Source organism: Streptomyces inhibens (assembly GCF_003389455.1).
GTDB lineage: Bacteria > Actinomycetota > Actinomycetes > Streptomycetales > Streptomycetaceae > Streptomyces > Streptomyces inhibens.
In genome coordinates this window covers 53,568-68,580 of sequence record NZ_QUAC01000053.1, presented here as the reverse complement: position 1 = coordinate 68,580, position 15,013 = coordinate 53,568, and the positions used below count along the sequence as shown (strand labels likewise).

Here is a 15,013-nt window from a genome sequence, read left to right as displayed (position 1 = left end):
CCCGGCGATGGTGTTTTTCCGTGTTGCGCACCAGTCGTGCCCGGCGGTGCGCCGTTGCTTCACTCAGCGGCATGGACCTGAACACGGTGCTGGAGGTGCGCGACGCCCGGCAGCGCACCCCCTGGCGCACCGGCGACGCCTGGCTGGGTGGCGGCACCTACCTCTTCTCCGAACCGCAGCCGCACATACGGCGCCTGGTGGACCTCGGCCGGATGGGCTGGCAGCCGCTGACCCGCCGGCCGGACGGCTCGCTGGAGATCGCGGCGACCTGCACCATCGCCCAGCTCTCCCGCTTCGCGGCGGCCTACGACGCCCCGGCGGCGCCGCTGTTCGAGCAGTGCTGCCGCGCCTTCCTGGCCTCGTTCAAGATCTGGAACATGGCGACGGTCGGCGGAAACCTCTGCAACGGACTGCCCGCCGGGCCGATGATCTCGCTGACCGCCGCCCTCGACGGCAGCTGTCTGCTCCAGGCGCAGGACGGCTCGCTGCGCCGCACCCGGGTCGCGGACTTCATCACCGGCGCCGGACGCAAGGACCTCGGCGCGGGCGAACTGCTCCGCTCGGTCACCCTGCCCGCCCGGGCGCTCATGTGCCGTACCGCCTTCCGGCAGGCCTCCCTGTACGGACTCGGCCGGTCCGGCGCGCTGGTCATCGGCGCCCTCGACCCGCTCGACGGCTCGCTGGCGGTGACCCTCACCGCCGCCACCGTACGGCCGTTCCGCCTCTGGTTCCCGCTGCCGCCGGACGCCGAGGAGCTGCGCGACACCATCGAGCGGACGGTCGCCGGCGGCGACTGGTTCGACGACATCCACGGACTGCCGGCCTGGCGCCGGCACATGGCGCTGCGGCTGGCCGAGGAGGTCCGGTCGGAACTCACCGGGAACTGCGGACTCACCAGGGACGGTGTGCGATGAGCTTCGAGATCCATGTCAATGAGCGGCCCTTCGACGCCGAACCGCGCCCCGGCCAGTGTCTGCGCACCTATCTGCGCGACCGCGGCTGGTTCGGGGTCAAGAAGGGCTGTGACGCCGGCGATTGCGGGGCGTGCACCGTCCATGTCGACGGTGAACCCGTGCACAGCTGCCTGTATCCGGCCGTCCGCGCCGAGGGCCGCCGGGTCACCACCGTTGAGGGGCTCGCCAAGGGCGACGGTGAACTCCACCCCGTACAGCAGAGGTTCCTCGACGCACAGGGCTTCCAGTGCGGATTCTGCACGGCGGGGTTCGTGATGACGACCGCCGCGCTCGACGAGGATCAACTCGCCGATCTGCCGAGGGCGTTCAAGGGAAATCTGTGCCGGTGCACCGGCTACCGGGCGATCGAGGACGCGGTGCGCGGCGTCCGGCACGCCGAAGCGCCCTGCGCGGGGCAGGCGGTGGGCCGCAATCTGCCCGCCCCGGCCGGGCCGCAGGTCGTCACCGGCACCGCCCGCTACACCTTCGACATCGACGTGCCCGGACTGCTGCACATGAAGCTGCTGCGCTCCCCGCACGCTCCCCCAGTCTCGGCTTCGCTCGACCGGGGGGACCCCCATCCCGGATCGTCTCCATCGACCCGGCCGCGGCGCTGGGGGTGCCGGGCGTGCATGCGGTGTTCACCCATCACGACGCCCCCGAGCGGCTGTTCTCCTCGGCCCGGCACGAGCATCCCACCGAGGACCCCGACGACACCCGGGTACTGGACGACGTGGTCCGGTTCGTCGGGCAGCGGGTGGCCGCCGTGGTCGCCGACAGCGAAGCGGCGGCCGAGGAGGGCTGCCGCCGGATCGTCATCGACTATGAGGAACTGCCCTGTGTCATCGACCCGGAGGAGGCGATGCGGCCCGGTGCGCCGGTGCTCCACCCCAAGGGCCCCGAGTCCCGGATCGCACAGGCCGGGAACAATGTCGTCGGCGAGGTGCACGGCGAGACCGGCTGCGTCGAACAGGGCTTCGCGGAGGCCGACCTCGTCCACGAGGACACCTTCCGCACCCAGCGGGTGCAGCACGCCAGCCTCGAAACGCACGGTGCGGTGGCCTACTTCGAGACGCCCGAGGAGAACCCGTCGGGTGCGGAGCGGATCGTGGTGCGCTCCAGCACCCAGGTCCCGTTCCTGACCCGCCGCGCCCTGTGCGCGCTCTACGACTTGCCGGCGGACCGGGTCCGGGTGGTCGCGGGCCGGGTCGGCGGAGGGTTCGGCGGCAAGCAGGAGATGCTTGTCGAGGACATCGTGGTGCTGGCCGCGCTGCGGCTGAACCGGCCGGTGAAGCTGGAGTTCACCCGTGCCGAGCAGTTCTTCGGCGCCACCACCCGGCACCCCTTCACCATCGGGATCAAGGCGGGGGCCAGAAAGGACGGCACCCTGACGGCGCTTCAGCTCCGGGTGGTCGCCAACACCGGCGCCTACGGCAACCACGGCCCGGCCGTGATGTTCCATAGCGTCGGCGAATCGATGGCCGTCTACCGCGCGCCGCACAAGAAGGTCGACGCGTACTCCGTCTACACCAACTGTGTGCCGGCCGGGGCGTTCCGCGGCTACGGGCTGGGACAGGTGACCTTCGCCGTGGAGTCGGCGATGGACGAGCTGGCCCGTCGGCTGGGCATCGATCCACTGGTCTTCCGGGAGCGCAACATCATCGGCCCCGGCGAGCGCATGATCAGCCCCGGCGGCGAGGAGGAGGATCTGCGGATCGCCAGCTACGGCCTCGACCAGTGCCTCAAGGTCGTCCGCGATGCCCTCGCCGAGGACCGCAGCGCCGAGGACGCGCCGGAGGGCTGGCTGGTCGGGCAGGGCACCGCGATGTCGATGATCGCCACCGGACCGCCCGGCGGGCACTTCGCCGATGCGACGGTGACGCTGCTGGAGGACGGTTCGTACGACGTCGCGGTGGGCACCGCGGAGTTCGGCAACGGCACCACCACCGTGCATCAGCAGATCACCGCCGGGGCGCTGGGCACCACCGTGGACCGGATCGCCATCCGGCAGTCCGACACCGATGTCGTACGGCATGACACCGGCGCCTTCGGCTCGGCCGGGACCGTCGTGGCCGGGAAGGCGGTGATGAAGGCGGCCAACGCGCTGGCCGAGCGGATTCTGACGTTCGCCGCGGAGCATGCCCGGGCCCCGCGGAGCCTGTGCCGGCTGACGGCGGACTCGGTGGAGTGCGGCGGGCGGCCGGTGTCGCTCAAGGAGCTCTACACGGCGGCCCGTGACAAGGAGGTGGCGCTGACGGCGGCCGGGCACTGGGGCGGCTCGCCGCGCTCGGTGGCCTTCAACGCCCAGTGGTTCCGGATCGCCGTCGACCCCGGCACCGGAGAGATCAAGATCCTGCGCAGCGTGCACGCGGCCGACGCGGGCAGGGTCATGAACCCGATGCAGTGCCGCGGTCAGGTCGAGGGCGGGGTCGCCCAGGCGCTCGGCGCGACCCTCTTCGAGCAGGTCCTCGTCGACGGCAGAGGCAAGGTCATCACCCCCGCGTTCCGCCGCTACCGGCTGCCGGCCTACGCCGATGTACCGCGCACCGAGGTGCACTTCATGCGGACCTCGGACGCCATTGGGCCGCTGGGCGCCAAGTCGATGAGCGAGAGCCCGTTCAACCCGGTGGCCCCGGCCTTCGCCAATGCCCTGCGGGACGCCACCGGGGTGCGGTTCACGGAGGTGCCGCTGCTGCGCGACAAGGTGTGGCTGGCTCTGGAGGAGCATCGCGCCGGCGGTGCGGTACCGGGCCGGTCGGCGGGACGGCATCCGTCGCGGGAAGGGTCGGTGTGAGGCGACCGGACGGCGAGCGGCCTGGGCGGCGTAGCGCGGCACGGGTGGCGTGGGGTGGCGTAATTCTCGTCCTGGATATGCCGCCCTCTTGGCCCCTTTTGCCTCACACCAGCAAGGGCAAAATGCGGCGGAGGGTGGCATCCGAGATTCAGCGGCGGACCGGTCGGGCATCACAGGGAGGCAGCCGCCGCGTGGATCGCCCCAAGGGGGACTCGAATGAGCCGACTCAGCCCGCCGTCCCGCACCACCGCCGTACGCCCGACGCCCGGGGGTTCCGTGTCAGCCGGTCCCCGGCGCTTTCTGATCCGCGGTCAGCTGCGCCGGCCGCTCACGCTGACCGTCGGGGATCTGCGGGAGCGGTGGCCGCAGCGGCGTGCCGAGGTGGTCTTCGACTGCGCGACCAACGGGCCGCAGCACCACACCTTCGAAGGGCCGCTGCTGCGGGACGTCCTCGACGAGGCGGGCCCGGCCTTCGACGCCCGGCGGCGCAAGGACCGCTCCCGCTACCTGCTGGCCGTCACGGGCGGGGACGGGCACCACACGGTGCTGTCCTGGGCGGAGATCGACCCCGACTTCGGCGATGCGCCGATCCTGCTGGCCACGGCCATGGACGGGCGCCGGCTGGACGAGGCGGGCAGCCAGCTCGTGGTGCCCTCCGACCGTTGCGGGGCGCGCTACATCAGCGCGATCACCGGCATCTGGGTCGGCGTCTGTGACCCGCCGGAGCTGTCGTAGCGGCCGCCGGAAATGCCGAAGCCCCCGGTCGGCGGGGGACTTGGCGGCACGGCGCGCTCAGGCGGCGGCGAGCGAGATCTCGGTCGACTTGATCAGCGCGGTGACCTCGGAACCCGTGGTCAGACCCAGGTCCTCGACCGCGTCCTTGGTGATCGCGGCGGTCAGCTCGCCACCCGCGACGGCGACCTTGACGCCGGCCATCGCGCCACCGGTGGCGATATGGGTGACCGTGCCGGGGATCTGGTTACGGATGCTGAGGCCGTCGACCGCGCCGGTGGCGAGCGCGACCTCGGTGGACTTGATCAGCGTGCGTACCTCGAAACCCTCCTCGATGCCGAGCTCGTTGACCGCCTCCAGGGTGATCGCGGCGGTGATCTCCTGGCCGCTCGTCAGACGGACCTTGACGGTTGCCATGACCTCGCCGGGGGTGACGGAGACGACGGTGCCGGGAATCTGGTTACGGATGCTCAGGCTCATGGAAGTGCCTCACCGGGGAAGAGGAAGGTCGGAGCGAAATGTCGGGATTCTTCCGTTCTGTCGTCAGTACTCTAGCCACTTCCTCCCGGTATGCGAGGTTGAGTGCGAGCCGGGCGTCGGGCCTTTGTCCCTTCCTCCAAGGGGCCTGGCATCTGCCATATAGCTTCGCCTTATGAATTGCAAATGCGAGCCAAAGTCGCCTATCTTGTCGCACATGCAGTCCTATACGATCGGCCAGGCGGCGCGGTTGCTGGGCGTCAGCCCGGACACCGCCCGCCGCTGGGCGGACGCCGGCAAGGTCGCGACCCATCGCGACGACGGCGGCCGCCGCCTCATCGACGGCCGCGATCTGGCCGCCTTCTCCATCGAGGTGGCGCAGAACGGCACCGGTGAGGACGACGCCTCGTACACCTCCGCCCGCAACGCCTTCCCGGGCATCGTCACCGCCGTCAAGCTCGGCGATGTCGCCGCCCAGGTCGAGATCCAGGCCGGTCCGCACCGCCTGGTGTCCCTGCTGACCCGGGAAGCGGTGGAGGAACTGGGCCTGGAGGTCGGCATGCAGGCCACCGCCCGCGTGAAGTCCACCAGCGTGCATATCGACCGCAGCTGATCCACCGCGGTCGCAGCTGATCCACCGCGGTACCACCCGCCCCGCACCGCACCTACCGTCCCCACCGGTCGGCTGCCTCATTTCAGCGGCGTCGCCCGTCCACGGCGCGGCTTTTCCCATCCGCTCGGACGATCCCTGTCGTCCCGCGTCACAAGGAGTCCCGCCTCATGTCCCAGCTCTTCACCGGGCGCCGCGCCGCCGCCGCGATCGTGACCGCCGCCCTCCTCGTCCCGCTCGCCGCCTGCGGCGGCAACGACGACAAGAAGGACGACGGCGCCAAGAAGTCCGGCACCAGCGCCGCCAAGACGGAGCTCACCGTGCTGGCCGCCTCGTCGCTGACCGATGTCTTCAAGAAGGCCGGCGCGGTGTACGAGAAGGAGCACGCGGGCACGAAGGTGAACTTCTCCTTCGCCGGCTCCCAGGAACTGGCCGCCCAGGTCAGGGAGGGTGCCCCCGCCGACGCCGTGGTCACCGCCGACACCAAGACCATGGACGGGATCAAGGTGGACGTCGGCACCCCCACCGTCATCGCCAAGAACCGCCTGGTCATCGCCACCGGTGAGGGCAACCCCAAGAAGATCGGCAGCCTCAGGGACCTCGCCGACAGCAAGCTGAAGGTCGTCCTCGCCGCCCCCCAGGTGCCGGTCGGCCGCTACAGCAAGCAGGTCCTGGACGCGCAGAAGCTGAACGTCAAACCGGTCTCCCAGGAGCCCAACGTGCGCGCGGTGCTCAGCAAGGTCGAACTCGGCGAGGCCGACGCCGGTCTCGTCTACAAGACGGACGCCGCCACCGCGCCGAAGAAGGTCGACGCCGTCGACATCCCCGACGCCCAGAACGCCGTCGCCTCCTACCCGGCCGCGACCCTCAACACGTCCCAGCACGCCGCTGCCGCCGCCGCGTTCGTGAAGTGGCTGAGCACGCCCGAGGCGCAGCAGATCCTGCGGCAGGCGGGCTTCCAGAAGCCGTAATCCGGTACGGCGCGCACGGGACTGTCCGGCTCGGGGGAGTGGACAGCCCCGTGCGCCGCCCGCCGTCCACCGGCCCGACCCGATCCCAGGAACCGCGATGAGACGCCCTCGCACCGCTGCCGCGCCCCGGGCCGGCAGGCTGCGCGCGCCCGGTACCCGTACCCCCCTCGCGCTGGCCGTCCCCGCGCTGGTCGCCGTCGCCTTCCTGCTGATGCCGCTCGTCGGCATCCTGGCCCGCACCACCTGGAGCGACCTCGGCACCCATCTGACCAGCCCGGGCGTCCTCGAAGCGCTCCGGCTGTCGCTGCTGGTGTCCTTCTGGGCGCTGGGGCTGTCGCTGCTGCTGGGCGTACCGCTGGCCTGGCTGCTGGCCCGGGTCAGCTTCCCCGGCAAGGCGCTGGTCCGCTCGCTGGTGCTGCTGCCGATGGTGCTGCCGCCGACCGTCGGCGGTGTCGCGCTGCTGCTCGGCTTCGGCCGCCGCGGGCTGCTCGGCCCCTGGCTGGAGGACACCTTCGGCATCGTGCTGCCGTTCCACACCTCGGGCGCGGTGGTCGCGGCCACCTTCGTCGCGATGCCGTTCCTGGTCATCAGCCTGGAGGGCACGCTCGCCGGACTGCGCCCCCGTTACGAGGAGACCGCGGCCTCCCTCGGCGCCTCTCCGGTACGGGTCTTCTGCACCGTCACCCTCCCCATGGTCGCCCCCGGCCTCGCCGCCGGCGCCGCGCTGACCTGGGCCCGCGCGCTCGGCGAATTCGGCGCGACGATCACCTTCGCCGGCAATCTGCCCGGCACCACCCAGACCCTGCCGCTCCAGGTCTATCTGCTGCTCCAGGACTCCCCGGACGCCGCCACCTCCGTCTCCCTGCTGCTGCTCGCCATCGCCATGGCCGTCCTGATCTGTCTGCGCGGCCGCTGGACCGGCGCCACCACCGACCGCGCGGCCCGCAGCGCACGCGCCGCCGACGACACCGACCCCGCGGCCCCGCCCACCACCGGCGTCCACCCGCCCGTCGCGCAGTCCGCCGCGCCCCAGGAGCGCTGGCCGCTGCACGCCGAGGTCACCGGCTTCAACCAGCTGACCCTGGACGCCGAACCGGGCACCACCATCGCCGTCGTCGGCCCCAACGGCGCCGGCAAGACCACCCTGCTGCGCGCCCTGCTCGGCCTCACCCCGCGCGCCCGCGCCGCGCTCCGCCTCGGCGACACCGACGTCAGCGCACTGCCCCCGCACCGCCGCGGCGTCGCCTGGGTCCCCCAGGACGGCGCGCTCTTCCCGCATCTGAGCGCCCTGACCAACACCGCGTACGGGCTGCGCGCGCACGGCACCCCGCGCGCCGAGGCCCGCCGCGCGGCACAGCAGTGGCTCGACCGGCTCGGCGTCGGCCACCTCGCGCACCGCAAGCCCGCCCAGCTCTCCGGCGGACAGGCCCAACGCGTCGCCCTCGCCCGGGCGTTGGCCGCCCGCCCCCGTCTGCTGCTGCTCGACGAGCCGCTCGCCGCGCTCGACCAGACCACCCGCGCTCACGTCCGCCACACCCTGCGCGGCCATCTCGCGGGCTTCGGCGGCGTCTGTCTGATCGTCACCCATGACCCCGTCGAAGCGGTCTCGCTCGCCGACCGGGTCCTCGTACTCGACGGCGGGCGCGCCCTCCAGGACGCCCCGCCCGCCGAGGTCGCCCGCCACCCGCACTCACCCTGGGTCGCCCGGATGCTCGGCCGCAACGCCTGGCCGGGCACCGCCACCGGCGACCGCCTTGCGCTGGCCGACGGCGGCCATCTCGTCGTCGCCGACCAACTCCCCGACGGCGCCCAGGCCCTGGCGATCATCGCCCCCGAGGCGGTGTCCGTACACCTCGACAAGCCCGCGGGCAGCCCCCGCAACGTCTGGCCGGGGACCGTACGGGAGATCACCTCGGCGGGCAGCCGGCTGCGGATCCTCGTCACCTCGCACCAGGCCCCCGATCTGGTGGCCGAAATCACCCCGTCGGCCGCCCTTGAACTCGGCCTCGCCGACGGGGTGTCCGTATGGACCAGCGTCAAGGCCACCGAGGTCTCCCTCGTGACACTCTGAGCGCCGACGGCGCCCGGTCAGTGCTCCGTGGCCGCCGGCTCCAGCACGAACAACGGGATCTGACGGTCCGTCTTCTTCTGGTAGTCCTCGTAATCGGGGTACGCCTCGACCGCGCGCCCCCACCACAGCGCCTTCTCCTCACCTGTGACCTCACGGGCCGTCATGTCCCGGCGCACCGGGCCGTCCTGGAGCTCCACCCGCGGATCGGCCACGACATTGTGGTACCAGACCGGGTGCGTGGGCGCGCCGCCCATGGAGGCCACCGCGGCGTACGACCCGCCGTGCTCCACCCGCATCAGCGGGCTCTTGCGGATCCTGCCGCTCTTCGCACCCCGGGTGGTGAGGACGACGACCGGCAACCCGCGCAGCGTCGTGCCTTCCGTACCGCCGGAGCTCTCGTACAGCGCGACCTGATCGCGCACCCACTGCGCCGGGCTCGGCTCGTACTCACCCTGAAGAGGCATGCTGTCCGTCCCATCCAACGAAGACCGGTGTGAACCGACCGCGGCCGGCAGAACCGCCGCCCACGACCGTCTGTCCTTCCCTCAACAACCGCGGCGGGCACCATCATCCCGCTCACGCCGTCGCGTCCCGTGCGCCTCCCGCACGCGAAATGCGCTCTTTCCCACGGGCCGCGCCGCGCCTACGGTCTCGCCAATGAGTACCCAGCCGCCCGCGCCGCAAGCCTCCGCGGCCCCCGCGCCACCCGTGGCCCCAACCCTGGAACAGAACGCCATCGGCACCGCTGACCTGGTCTTCTTCGTCGTGGCCGCGGCCGCCCCGCTGACCGTGATGGCCGGTGCGGCCCCGGTGGCGATCAAGATGGCCGGGCAGGCCGCGGCGCTCGGCTATCTCCTCTCCGGACTGCTGCTGATCGTCTTCGCCGCGGGCTTCACCGCGATGAGCCGCCATGTCCGCAACGCCGGCGCCTTCTACGCCTACATCGGCCGCGGGCTCGGCCGGGCGGCCGGCGTCGGCTCGGCGTATGTGGCCCTGCTGTCGTACAACGCCATCGAGGTCGGCCTGCTGGCCGTGTTCGGCTGGTTCACCGGGTCCGGGTTCCGCGATCTGACCGGCGTCCGCGTCCCCTGGTGGGCCTGGGCGCTGGCCGGGCTCGTCGCCATCGGTGTCCTCGGCTGCCGCAAGGTCACCCTCAGCGCCAAGGTGCTCGGTGTCGCGCTGGCGCTCGAAGTGCTGATCCTGCTGGTCTTCGACGCCGCGGTGTTCGCGCACGGAGGCGGGCCCGACGGCCCCCGGTTCGGTGCGCTCTCGCCGGAGCACCTCGGCACCGCGGGCGCCGGCGGCATGTTCGTCCTCTGCGTCGGCGCGTTCATCGGCTTCGAGGCCACCGCGATCTACGCCGAGGAGGCGCGCCGTCCGGAGCGCTCGGTGCCGCGAGCCACCTGTATCGCGGTCGGATTCCTCGCGCTCTTCTACACCTTCACCGTCTGGACGATCATCAACGCCTACGGGGCGGACCGCGCACAGGCGGTCGCGAAAGCCGCCGCGGGCACCGAGATGGTCTTCGCCGCCACCCGGCGCTTCGCCGGGGCCTGGGCCGCCGACGCCATGCATCTCCTCATCATCACCAGCGCCTTCGCCGCCACCCTCGCCTTCCACAACGGCGCCACCCGCTACTTCTACGCCCTCGGCCGCGCACGCCTGCTGCCCCGCCGCCTCGGCACGGTCACCGCGCGGCACCGCTCCCCGGCCGCCGCCGTTCTCCTCCAGTCGGCGATCGCCCTGCTCGTCGTGCTCGCCACGATCCTCACCGGCCAGGACCCGTACGCCGTCACCTTCCTGTGGACCAACGGCACCGGCATCCTCGGCATCATGCTGCTGCAGGCGCTGGCCGCCCTCGCCGTCTTCGGCTTCTTCCGCGGCGACCGCCGCGGGCAGCCCGCCTGGCGCGTCGTGGCCGCACCGCTGGCCGCCTGCGCCGGTCTCGTCGTCCTCATCGTGCTGGTCTGCCGCAACTTCGACCTGCTGACGGACGCGCCGACGGGCATCAATATCGCCCTGCTGGCACCCCTGCCGCTCGTCTTCGCCGCCGGACCGGTCGTGGCGCTGCGCATCCGGCGCCGGGATCCACGGGCGTACGAGCGGCTGACGACGGTGGACGCGGAACGCGGCTGAGCAACCGACCGGAGAGCGCGCAGACGCTGGATGTACGGGACAGGCGCGGGTACCGGCCCACGCGCTCGGGGGCGGCCGCGACACCGCGACCGCCCCCGAGCTCCTGTCCGACGTCGCCCGCCGGATCCCCGTCAGGACACCAGCTCCACCGCCCGGAGGTTACGGCGGTGCTGCTCGGACCAGTTGGTCAGCGCGGCGCCGCAGGCGTGGTCGAGGTGCCGCAGCCCGCTCAGATCCAGTTCCACGTCCCGGTCGGCGGGCAGCGCCTCCAACTGGTCCAGGATCTTGGGCAGCCGCAGGAAGGTGGCATTGCCGACGGCGCGTACCTGCACCGGCTCCTCGGCGTCGTCCGGGGTGTGGACCTCCAGGTGCACATGGGAGGTCTCCCAAGCCGTCTTCGCGACGGCCATCAGAAGGCCGATCAGGACGCCCTCGAACATATTGACCGTCACGATCGCGAGGGCGGTGACGAACAGGACGACGGCCTCACCGCGGTGTTCGCGCCACAGGGGCCGCAGCTCGCGCAGCGGGATGAGCTTCCAGCCCGCGTACACGAGGATGCCCGCCAGCGCGGCCACCGGCACCACACCCAGCGCCGCCGGGAACGCCGCGGCGAACACCAGCAGCCAGACACCGTGCAGCACCCGCGAGGCCTTGGTCTTCGCGCCCGCCTGGACATTGGCGGCGCTGCGCACGATGACGGCGGTCATCGGCAGGGCACCGAGGACACCGCAGACGGCGTTGCCCGCACCCTGGGCCATCAGCTCCTTGTCGTAGTCCGTACGCGGCCCGTCGTGCAGCCGGTCGACCGCGGCGGCGCTGAAGAGCGACTCCGCGGACGCGATGAGCGTGAAGGCGAGGACCGTGCCGAGCACACCGATCTCGGTGAGCCGGCCCAGGTCGGCGAGGCCGGGGGGCTGGATCGCGTCCAGCAGGCCGCTGACCTGGACGCGTGCGACCGGCAGATCGAGCGCCCAGACCGCGCTGGTGGCGAGCGTGACCGCGGCCAGCGGCGCGGGCAGGACGCGTGCGGCGCGGCGCCAACGGGGCCACAGCACCAGGACGGCGATCGTGCCGGCGCCGATGGCGAACGCGGACAGCGCGGTCCCCGACCGTACGGTGTCCATGACCAGGCCGGGCATGGAGCCGAGGTTGGCCAGCCCGCTGCCCGGCGCCTTGGCGTCGGTGAGGGCGTAGAGCTGTCCGGCGATCAGGACCAGGCCGATGCCGGCCAGCATGCCCTGCACGACGGCGACCGAGATCGCCCGGAACCAGCGCCCCAACTTCAGGGCGCCCATGGCCAGTTGCAGCACACCGGCCGCCAGTACCAGCGCACCCAGTGCGCCGATGCCGTACTCCTTGACGGCTTCGAAGACCAGCACCGTCAGACCGGCGGCGGGGCCGCTGACCTGCAGGCTGCTGCCGGGCAGCAGACCGGTCAGCAGTCCGCCGACGACGCCGGTGACCAGCCCCAGCTCGGCCGGTACGCCGGAGGCGACCGCCACCCCCACGCACAGCGGGACGGCGACGAGAAAGACGACGAGGGAGGCGGTGAAGTCCGCCCGGAGGGAGGTGAGTCGCTTCATGAGGTGCACGCTTGCCTTCACAGCGGGAGGAACAGGTCGGAGGCCGGCTGATGTGCTGCCACCAGGCCGGTGTGCACCTCGTAGAACCACCCGTGCAGCGTCACCTCGCCGGCGGCCAGGCGCTCTTGCACACACGGGTAGCCGCGCAGCCGGTCGAGTTGTTCGCGCACATGCTGCTGGACCGCGGCGGCGACCGTCGGCTCCTCGTCCTTGGGCAGCTCGTCGGAGAGCTGCTGGGCGAGCCAGTCCCGTACGGCGGGTGCGCCGGTCAGGTCCTCGCCACGGGCCTTGGCGCCGACCGCGCCGCAGTGCGAGTGACCGCACACCACGATGTCGGCCACGCGCAGCACCCGCATCGCGTACTCGATGGTCGCGGCCTCCGCGCAGGCCGCCATGCCTTCCTGGTAGACGGGGACGGCGTTGCCGGCCGTCCGGAGTTCGAAGAGTTCGCCGGGCTGTGCCCCGGTGATCAGGGACGGGATGACCCGGGAGTCGGAGCAGGTGATGAACAGGGCGAGAGGCGACTGGCCGGCCGCGAGCCGGCCGTAGGTTTCCTGGGCGTCACGCCGGTCGGCGATACGGGCCATCAGGCCCCGGGCATGCTGGATGAAGGTCTCCATGAGGAGGTCTCCTGCTGATGAGTGGTGCCACTGTGGGGGTGGTGGCGAGGACGTGCGAGGTGCGGTTGGTGGGGCAGGCCACCACAACCGCGTTCAGCAGCGGAACACGCAGTGCAGGACGGGGAGTGAGACCGGTCTGACCGCCTTGGTGGAGCTGCCGGCGGAAGGACCGCCGGAGGCCGTGGCGGCATGAGGCGCCGGCGGGCCGGCGGTGTACGGCGGCAGCGGCCGGCCGGGGTGGTGAGGGACTCCGGCGGAGGTCCGGGCGGCGCCCCGGGGCTGGCCGCGTTCGGCCTCGCGCTTGGTCTTTTCCTCGTTGTTGTCGGAGCTGGGCTTGGCGGCCGGCGGGGCGCCCGCGGGCTTCGGGGCGGGCGCGGCAAAGGCGGTGGCCGCCGCACCGGCGGCGGGCCCCACACCGCCCAGCAGGAACGCCAGGACGACGACGAGGGCGGTCAGGAGAGTACGGAACCGACGCGGCAGCGGTATGCCCGGTATGCCGGTGTCCTTCCGCATCGTGGCCCCCCGTGGCTCGTTCATGCGTCTACAGCCTGTCCCAATAGTGCAGCATCCAGGTTTCCGGCGTGATAACGAGAAATGACGCCAAGTTTCAAGATTTCCCCGATTGTGTGCCGGCCGCACGGGATTGCGGGCCGGCGCCGCGTACAACCGTCGGCCGGACGGGAGTTCATGTCCGTTCCGTATCCGTACGGGGGGCGGCGCCGGCGGCGGGGTGCGGCGGCCGGCGGACCGACCAGGCGACCACCGGCACGACCGCCAGCGCGAGGATCCCGCCGGCCAGCGCCAGCGTCGGATAGCCGCCGAGGACGACGACCAGGCCCGAGGACGCGCCGCCGGCGGCACCGGCGAGCGCGATGCCGACGTCCACCAGCCCCTGCGCCGAGGCGCGTCGGGCGGGCGGCAGTGCGTCGGTGACGATGGCGGTGCCGCTGATCAGCCCGAAGTTCCAGCCCAGGCCCAGCAGTACCAGCGCGGTGGCCAGAGCGGGAAGGGAGGACGGCGGGGCCACGGCGGCGAGGACACCGGCGGCCAGCAGGGTCACACCGGACGCGCCGGCGACCCACAGCCGGCCGACCCGGTCGACGAGCAGCCCGGTGAGCGGTGACGGCAGAAACATCGCGCCAACGTGGAGGGCGATGACGAAACCGGCCGCCTGGGTGCCATGCCCGTGCGCCCGCATGTGCACGGGCGTCATCGTCATGACCGCGATCATCACAAGCTGGGTGAGGACCATGACCGTGGTGCCGGTGACCACCCCGGCGCGCCGCGGGCGGGCGGCCGGCGGCTCGTCGGAGTCGTCCGCCGGGCCCTCGGCCGTCGGGCCGGCGGCCTCCGCCACGCTCTTGTCCTTGGCCAGCGCCTCGGCCAGCCGGAGTGGATCCGGCCGCAGCAGACAGGCCAGTACCACCGAGGCCGACCCGAACGCGGCGGTGGCCAGCAGGAACGGTCCGGCGAGGCGGGGGATGCCCCAGGAGTGCGCCACCTCTCCCGTCAGCGTCACCAGGTTGGGGCCCACCACCGCACCGAGCGTGGTGGCGAAGAGCACCGTGCTCACGGCGCGCCCGCGCCGCGCGGGGGAGGCCAGATCCGCTCCCGCGTAGCGCGCCATCAGATTCGTCGCTGTGCCCGCTCCGTAGACCAGCAGGGCCAGGAACAGCAGCGGAGCGTTGCCGAGGGCGGCCGCCGCCACGACCCCGAGGCTGCCGAGCGCCCCGACGCCGTACCCGAGCGCGAGCCCGGGGCGCCGGCCCCAGCGCCGGCAGACCTGGCCGATGCCGACGGCGCCGAGCGCGGCCCCGGCGGTGAACAGCGCACTGGGCACGCCGGCCAGACCCGTCGAGCCGAGCAGTTCTTCGGCCAGCAGTGCGCCGACGGTGATTCCCGCGGCCAGGCCCGCACCGCTGAGTATCTGCGAGAAGACCAGCACGGCCAGAATGCGCCGTTGTTCCGGCACCTCGCGTAGGGCCGGGGCGCCGTTCCGTGCCTTCATGATTCCTTTCCGATCGAACCGGCGGTGAATGTCAGGGGTGAGGTGAGGGACAGGC

12 protein-coding genes and 1 pseudogene are annotated in these 15,013 nt (G+C 72.3%); 7 read left to right on the top strand and 6 right to left on the bottom strand.

Going from position 1 to position 15,013, the window contains the following annotated elements; translation table 11 throughout:
* The first annotated feature begins 71 nt into the window (after positions 1-71).
* The 3 genes and pseudogenes from DY245_RS07845 (at position 72) to DY245_RS07835 (ending at position 4,482) form a co-directional block, all read left to right on the top strand.
* Entirely contained in the window at positions 72-914 is an 843-nt protein-coding gene (locus DY245_RS07845; protein WP_128504940.1) for an FAD binding domain-containing protein, read from the top strand.
* A pseudogene (locus DY245_RS07840) lies at positions 911-3,747 on the top strand (molybdopterin-dependent oxidoreductase). The gene DY245_RS07845 and the pseudogene DY245_RS07840 overlap by 4 nt, the downstream one beginning before the upstream one ends.
* A 216-nt stretch (positions 3,748-3,963) precedes the next feature.
* The gene (locus tag DY245_RS07835) at positions 3,964-4,482 is read left to right on the top strand and encodes a molybdopterin-dependent oxidoreductase (RefSeq protein WP_128504938.1); all 519 of its coding nucleotides are present in this window, start codon (positions 3,964-3,966) and stop codon (positions 4,480-4,482) included.
* Between the two features lie 57 nt (positions 4,483-4,539).
* Here the strand turns inward: DY245_RS07835 and DY245_RS07830 are convergent, their stop codons facing one another.
* Positions 4,540-4,959: a TOBE domain-containing protein gene (locus DY245_RS07830; protein WP_128504936.1), complete on the bottom strand. Its 420-nt coding sequence runs from the start codon at positions 4,957-4,959 to the stop codon at positions 4,540-4,542.
* 214 nt (positions 4,960-5,173) lie between these two features.
* Between DY245_RS07830 and DY245_RS07825 the strand changes: the two genes are divergently transcribed.
* The 3 genes from DY245_RS07825 to DY245_RS07815 all read left to right on the top strand — a co-directional run bounded on the left by DY245_RS07825 (position 5,174) and on the right by DY245_RS07815 (position 8,608).
* Complete coding sequence (locus DY245_RS07825; RefSeq protein WP_128504934.1) at positions 5,174-5,569, top strand: TOBE domain-containing protein; 396 nt, start codon at positions 5,174-5,176, stop codon at positions 5,567-5,569.
* 167 nt (positions 5,570-5,736) lie between these two features.
* Entirely contained in the window at positions 5,737-6,537 is an 801-nt protein-coding gene (modA, locus tag DY245_RS07820; RefSeq protein ID WP_128504932.1) for a molybdate ABC transporter substrate-binding protein, read from the top strand.
* 97 nt (positions 6,538-6,634) lie between these two features.
* The gene (locus tag DY245_RS07815) at positions 6,635-8,608 is read left to right on the top strand and encodes an ABC transporter permease (protein WP_128504930.1); all 1,974 of its coding nucleotides are present in this window, start codon (positions 6,635-6,637) and stop codon (positions 8,606-8,608) included.
* 17 nt (positions 8,609-8,625) lie between these two features.
* Here DY245_RS07815 and DY245_RS07810 read toward each other — a convergent pair whose 3' ends face one another.
* The gene (locus DY245_RS07810; RefSeq protein ID WP_128504928.1) at positions 8,626-9,072 is read right to left on the bottom strand and encodes a nitroreductase family deazaflavin-dependent oxidoreductase; all 447 of its coding nucleotides are present in this window, start codon (positions 9,070-9,072) and stop codon (positions 8,626-8,628) included.
* Between the two features lie 193 nt (positions 9,073-9,265).
* Here DY245_RS07810 and DY245_RS07805 point away from each other — a divergent pair, with 193 nt between their 5' ends.
* Entirely contained in the window at positions 9,266-10,744 is a 1,479-nt protein-coding gene (locus tag DY245_RS07805) for an APC family permease (protein ID WP_128504926.1), read from the top strand.
* 131 nt (positions 10,745-10,875) lie between these two features.
* On the opposite strand, the gene DY245_RS07800 is transcribed toward DY245_RS07805, so the two are convergent.
* The 4 genes from DY245_RS07800 to DY245_RS07785 form a co-directional block, all read right to left on the bottom strand.
* A complete protein-coding gene (locus tag DY245_RS07800; protein WP_128504924.1) occupies positions 10,876-12,330 on the bottom strand; it encodes a SulP family inorganic anion transporter in 1,455 nt (484 codons plus the stop codon).
* 17 nt (positions 12,331-12,347) lie between these two features.
* Positions 12,348-12,950 carry a carbonic anhydrase gene (locus DY245_RS07795; RefSeq protein WP_128504922.1) on the bottom strand — a complete coding sequence of 201 codons (603 nt, stop codon included), beginning with the start codon at positions 12,948-12,950 and terminating at the stop codon, positions 12,348-12,350.
* 93 nt (positions 12,951-13,043) lie between these two features.
* Complete coding sequence (locus tag DY245_RS07790) at positions 13,044-13,487, bottom strand: hypothetical protein (RefSeq protein ID WP_128504920.1); 444 nt, start codon at positions 13,485-13,487, stop codon at positions 13,044-13,046.
* Between the two features lie 148 nt (positions 13,488-13,635).
* On the bottom strand, positions 13,636-14,958 hold the full coding sequence (locus DY245_RS07785; protein ID WP_128504917.1) for an MFS transporter: 1,323 nt from the start codon (positions 14,956-14,958) through the stop codon (positions 13,636-13,638).
* Positions 14,959-15,013 lie beyond the last annotated feature (55 nt).